5 protein-coding genes are annotated in these 5,224 nt (G+C 65.8%); 3 read left to right on the top strand and 2 right to left on the bottom strand.

The features are described from left to right. A partial coding sequence (locus tag C5O18_RS06215) for an ANTAR domain-containing protein (RefSeq protein WP_146089241.1) occupies positions 1-421 on the top strand: 421 nt, incomplete at its 5' end. Between the two features lie 12 nt (positions 422-433). On the opposite strand, the gene ppsR is transcribed toward C5O18_RS06215, so the two are convergent. Next, positions 434-1,258, bottom strand: a complete 825-nt coding sequence (gene ppsR / locus C5O18_RS06210; protein ID WP_105192434.1) for a posphoenolpyruvate synthetase regulatory kinase/phosphorylase PpsR — start codon at positions 1,256-1,258, stop codon at positions 434-436. A gap of 347 nt (positions 1,259-1,605) precedes the next feature. Here ppsR and ppsA point away from each other — a divergent pair, with 347 nt between their 5' ends. Then, on the top strand, positions 1,606-3,978 hold the full coding sequence (gene ppsA, locus C5O18_RS06205; RefSeq protein ID WP_105192432.1) for a phosphoenolpyruvate synthase: 2,373 nt from the start codon (positions 1,606-1,608) through the stop codon (positions 3,976-3,978). Between the two features lie 86 nt (positions 3,979-4,064). Then, positions 4,065-4,370 (top strand): Rieske (2Fe-2S) protein, encoded by a 306-nt coding sequence (locus C5O18_RS06200; RefSeq protein WP_105192430.1) that lies wholly within the window; start codon positions 4,065-4,067, stop codon positions 4,368-4,370. Between the two features lie 82 nt (positions 4,371-4,452). Here C5O18_RS06200 and C5O18_RS06195 read toward each other — a convergent pair. After that, a partial coding sequence (locus C5O18_RS06195; protein ID WP_420884476.1) for a lytic transglycosylase domain-containing protein occupies positions 4,453-5,224 on the bottom strand: 772 nt, incomplete at its 5' end.

The raw sequence follows: 5,224 nt of genomic DNA, 5'->3' as shown, positions 1-5,224 counted from the left end.
GGCGTCGCTGCAGCAGCAGTGCCGGCGCCAGGTGGTGAGCGCCGGCAGCGCGCTGGAGAACCACCGCCTGCTGGCGCGTCAGCTCGCCGAACAGGCGCCGCCCGCGGATCAGCCGGTCTGGTTCAGCGTGCGCGAGCACGTCATGGATTTGCGCGAGAGCCAGGTGCCCGGCCTGCAGATGGACCGTGCCATCCTGGCGCTGCTGCAGGCCCAGCAGCAGCGCCTGCAGCAGCTCTCCGACGAGCTGCGCGAGGCCCGCCTGGGGCTGGCCGAGCGGCGCCGCATCGAGCAGGCCAAACAGCTGCTGATGCAGCGCCAGCAGCTCAGCGAACAGGCGGCCTACGAGCGCCTGCGGCGCACCGCCATGGACCATGGCGCGCGTCTCATCGATGTCGCCGAGCAGCTGCTGGCGCGCGGGTGATTCGGCTGACCTTCAGATCGGCAGCGACCGCCGCTTGAGGCCGTTGGTGGCCATGATGCGGGTGGAGATTTCCTCGATCGACAGGTGCGTGGTCTGGATGAACGGCACGCCCTCGCGGTTGAACATGGCCTCGACCGCGCGCACTTCCTTCTGGCACTGGCCCAGCGAGGCGTAGGTGGAGTTGGCGCGGCGCTCGTTGCGGATCGCCGACAGGCGCTGGGGGTCGATGGTCAGGCCGTAGATCTTGCTCTTGTGCTCGCGCAGCGATGCCGGCAGGCGCAGGTCGTCGAAGTCGTCTTCGGTGAGCGGGTAGTTGGCGACGTGGATGCCGAACTGCAGCGCCATGTACAGCGAGGTCGGCGTCTTACCCGAGCGCGACACGCCGACGAGGATGAGGTCGGCCTTGTCGTAGTGGCGGGTGCGGGCGCCGTCGTCGTTGTCGAGCGCGAAATGCACGGCGTCGATGCGCACGTTGTAGTGCTTGTTGTCGACGATCGAGTGCGTCTTGCCCACCGTGTTGGTGGGCGCCAGGCAGAGCTCGGTCTGCAGTTTCTCCACGAAGGTGTCGAACACGTCCATCATGTAGCCGTTGGCGCCGGCGATCACCTGCCTGATCGATTTGTCGACGATGGTGTCGATGATGATGGGCCGGGCCTCGTCCAGCGCCGCCACGCGGTTGATTTCGCGCACCACGGCCTCGGCTTTCTCCACGGTGTCGATGTAGGGCAGGGTGTTCTCCTCGAACTCGAGGTTGTCGAACTGGGCCAGCAGGCTGTGACCCAGGGTCTCGGCGGTGATGCCGGTGCCGTCCGAAACGAAGAATACCGAGCGCTTCATGCTGTCTTTCCTGTGCCTGATGGCGGTTCCGGCGACATGCCGGCTGCTTGCCTGAAAGGGGTTTCAATCACGAAAAAAATGTCACTCATTTATTTTGGGAATGACATGAGGGGTATTTAACGCGTGATCGCTGCTGATCTTTTAGCATGTTCAAGTCCATGAAAAACAGTGGCTTGAGCGGGTTTTTCAGCAGTCCTGACGGGTTTGCGCAAGGCCCCCGACCTTCGTCGGAGAGCCCGGAGCGGTCATCAGCAATTCACGGGGTCATGCGGTAGAATCCGCTGCAGTTGTCGCGACCGTGCGATCCACGGCGGCACTTCCTTACTACAGAACCAGGAGCAACCACCTTGGCCAATCTCGTTATCAAGTTCCAGAACCTGGGCAAGCACGACGTCGAAATCGTCGGCGGCAAGAATGCCTCCCTCGGTGAAATGATCAGCAACCTGGCCAATGCCGGCGTGTCCGTGCCCGGCGGCTTCGCGACCACGGCCCAGGCCTATCGCGATTTCCTGGAACAGAGCGGCCTGAACCAGCGCATCAACGATGTGCTCGACAGCCTGGACGTGGATGACGTGGTGGCCCTGGCTGATGCCGGCCGCAAGATTCGCCAGTGGGTGGTCGACACGCCGCTGCTGCCGGCCCTGGAGCAGGAAGTGCGTGCCGCATTCGACGAGCTGACCGGCGGCAACGAGCAGACTGCCGTGGCCGTGCGCTCCTCCGCCACCGCCGAAGACCTGCCGGACGCTTCCTTCGCCGGCCAGCAGGAGACCTTCCTGAACATCCGCGGCTATGACAACGTGCTCATCGCCATCAAGGAAGTGTTCGCCTCCCTGTTCAACGACCGCGCCATCGCCTACCGCGTGCACCAAGGCTTCGACCACAAGCTGGTCGCCCTGTCCGCCGGCATCCAGCGCATGGTGCGTTCGGAAACCGGCACCTCGGGTGTCATGTTCACCCTCGACACCGAGTCCGGCTTCCGTGACGTGGTCTTCGTCACCGCTTCCTACGGCCTCGGCGAAATGGTCGTGCAGGGCGCCGTGAACCCGGACGAGTTCTACGTCCACAAGAACACCCTGGTCGCCGGCCGTCCGGCCGTGCTGCGCCGCAACCTCGGCACCAAGGCGCAGAAGATGATCTACGCCGACAGCGGCGCCGCCGGCCGTTCCACCCAGATCGTCGAAGTCGACAAGCTGGAGCGCAGCAAGTTCTCGCTCACCGACGCCGAAATCGAGGAACTGGCCAAGCAGGCGCTGACCATCGAGAAGCACTACGGCGCGCCCATGGACATCGAGTGGGCCAAGGATGGTGACGACGGCAAGCTCTACATCGTGCAGGCGCGTCCGGAAACGGTGAAGAGCCGCCAGAACGTCGGCACCATGGAGCGCTACCTGCTCAAGCAGAAGGGCAAGGTCCTGTGCGAAGGCCGTTCGATCGGCCAGCGCATCGGCTCCGGCACCGTGCGCGTGGTGCGCTCGATCAAGGAAATGGAGAAGGTCCAGCCCGGCGACGTGCTGGTCTCCGACATGACCGACCCGGACTGGGAGCCGGTCATGAAGCGCGCCAGCGCCATCATCACCAACCGTGGCGGCCGCACCTGCCACGCCGCCATCATCGCCCGCGAACTGGGCGTGCCGGCCATCGTCGGCTGCGGCAACGCCACCGAAGTGCTGGTTGACGGCATGCAGGTCACCGCGTCCTGCGCCGAAGGCGACACCGGCTTCATCTACGAGGGTCTGCTGGACTTCGAGATCCAGAAGAACTCGATCGAGTCCATGCCCAAGCTGCCGTTCAAGATCATGATGAACGTCGGCAACCCGGACCGCGCCTTCGACTTCGCCACGCTGCCCAACGAGGGCATCGGCCTGGCGCGCCTGGAATTCATCATCAACCGCATGATCGGCGTGCACCCGAAGGCGCTGCTGAACTACGACAGCCTGCCGCGCGACATCAAGCAGGCCGTGGACCAGCGCACCGCCGGCTACGCCTCGCCGGTGGACTTCTACGTCGAGAAGCTGACCGAGGGCATCGCCACCCTGGCTGCCGCCTTCTACCCGAAGAAGGTGATCGTGCGCATGTCCGACTTCAAGTCGAACGAGTACGCCAACCTGGTCGGCGGCAAGCTCTACGAGCCGGAAGAAGAGAACCCGATGCTGGGCTTCCGTGGCGCCAGCCGCTACATCTCCGACAACTTCCGCGACTGCTTCGACCTCGAAGTGCGCGCGCTGAAGAAGGTCCGCGATGTCATGGGCCTGACCAACGTCGAGATCATGATCCCGTTCGTGCGCACCACCGGTGAAGCCAAGCGCGTCATCGAGCTGCTGGGCGAGAAGGGCCTGAAGCGCGGCGAGAACGGCCTGCGCGTGATCATGATGTGCGAGCTGCCGACCAACGCGCTGCTGGCCGATGACTTCCTGCAGCACTTCGACGGCTTCTCCATCGGCTCCAACGACCTGACCCAGCTCACCCTGGGCCTGGACCGCGACTCGGGCATCGTCTCGCACCTGTTCGACGAACGCGATCCGGCGGTGAAGTTCCTGCTTTCGCGCGCCATCCAGGCCTGCCGCAAGGCCGGCAAGTACATCGGCATCTGCGGCCAGGGCCCGTCGGACCACCCGGACCTGGCCAAGTGGCTGATGGACGAGGGCATCGACTCGGTGTCGCTGAACCCGGACTCGGTGCTCGACACCTGGTTCTTCCTGGCGGCCAACCACGGCAAGTAAGCCGGGTCGCGACGGACAGAAAAGGCGGGGAAACCCGCCTTTCTGCTGTCTACCTGTTGTTCAGCCGATTTCTGCGGAGCCTCAACATGGCTTTCCATGTGCTTGAAAAGCTGATGTTTCTTGAGGATGGCTATCGCCGCGAGTTCGTCATCGACGGCATTCCTCTGCTGCTGCTGCAGGAAGATGGCCGGCCGCAGCTGATCCGCAACCAGTGCCCGCACCGCGGCCAGTCGCTGACGCGCGGCGTGGTCAGCAACGGCGCCATCCGCTGCCCGGGCCACGGCTGGTCGTTCAGCCTCGCCGACGGCCAGTGCCGCCTGCCCGGACCGGGGCCGTGCCTGACCCGCTACGCGCTGGTCTACCAGGGCAACACCATCGGGGTCGATCTCTGATGCGGGGCTGACGGCGATGCCGTTTCGGGAGCGCTGGCCGGACGCAGGGCTGGTTCAGGGGCCGGGCTGATGCGGGCCAGGTTCAGGGCGCGGGCAGGGCATCTGCCGAAGCGGTGGTGGCCGCCAGCGCCGTGGCGCCGCCGGGCGTGCCGCCGGCGGGGACGCCCGGATCACCGGCATAGAGCCGGTTGAAGCGCCCGGTCACGCGTTCCACATAGTCGCGGGTCTCCGCGAACGGCGGAATGCCGCCGTACTTCTTTACGTTGCCTTCGCCGGCGTTGTAGGCGGCCAGCGCCAGCGACAGGTCGTTGTAGCGGTTGAGCAGGTGGCGCAGGTGGCGGCTGCCGGCCTCGATGTTCTGCGCCGGATCCCAGACATCCTGCACGCGGTAGCGCGCGGCGGTGGCCGGCATGAGCTGCATCAGGCCCTGGGCGCCGGGGCCCGAGCGCGCGCGCGGGTCGAAGCCGGATTCGGTGTGGATGACCGCTTTGACCAGGCCGAAGTCGAGGTTGTGGCGCACGGCGGCGGCGCGGATCAGCTCGTCGAAGGCATTGCGGTTGCGGCTCATGCTCGGCTTCACCGAGGCCTCGCTGCTGCCCCAGTTGCCGTACTTGTGCACGTTGGTGTCCGCGTACCAGGTCACTTTCACCAGCTTGCGGTACTGCTTGCCGTCACGCAGCGGCTTGCGGTTGCTGTCGACCTGGTTGGTCAGCAGCACGTTGCCGTCCTTGTCCTGGAACTTGTACAGGTTGCCGGCCAGCCCGGCGGCGGGCAGCAGGGCGCAGGCCAGCAGCGCGGCAAGGCCGGCGCGGGCGAGGCGGGTGGCGGTCCGGCCGCCGGCGCGCGGGCCCTGG

Origin of the sequence: Amnimonas aquatica (genome assembly GCF_002943415.1) — a bacterium.
GTDB classification, from domain to species: domain Bacteria; phylum Pseudomonadota; class Gammaproteobacteria; order Pseudomonadales; family Moraxellaceae; genus Perlucidibaca; species Perlucidibaca aquatica_A.
Note: the sequence above shows the minus strand (reverse complement) of the source record. Positions and strands in the feature narration are given on the sequence as shown.

What these genes read in the sequence shown, in the direction of transcription:
- C5O18_RS06200 (WP_105192430.1), top strand. Translation starts at nt 4,065, where the DNA reads ATGGCTTTCCATGTGCTTGAAAAGCTGATGTTTCTTGAGGATGGCTAT.
- ppsR (WP_105192434.1), bottom strand. Translation starts at nt 1,258, where the DNA reads ATGAAGCGCTCGGTATTCTTCGTTTCGGACGGCACCGGCATCACCGCC.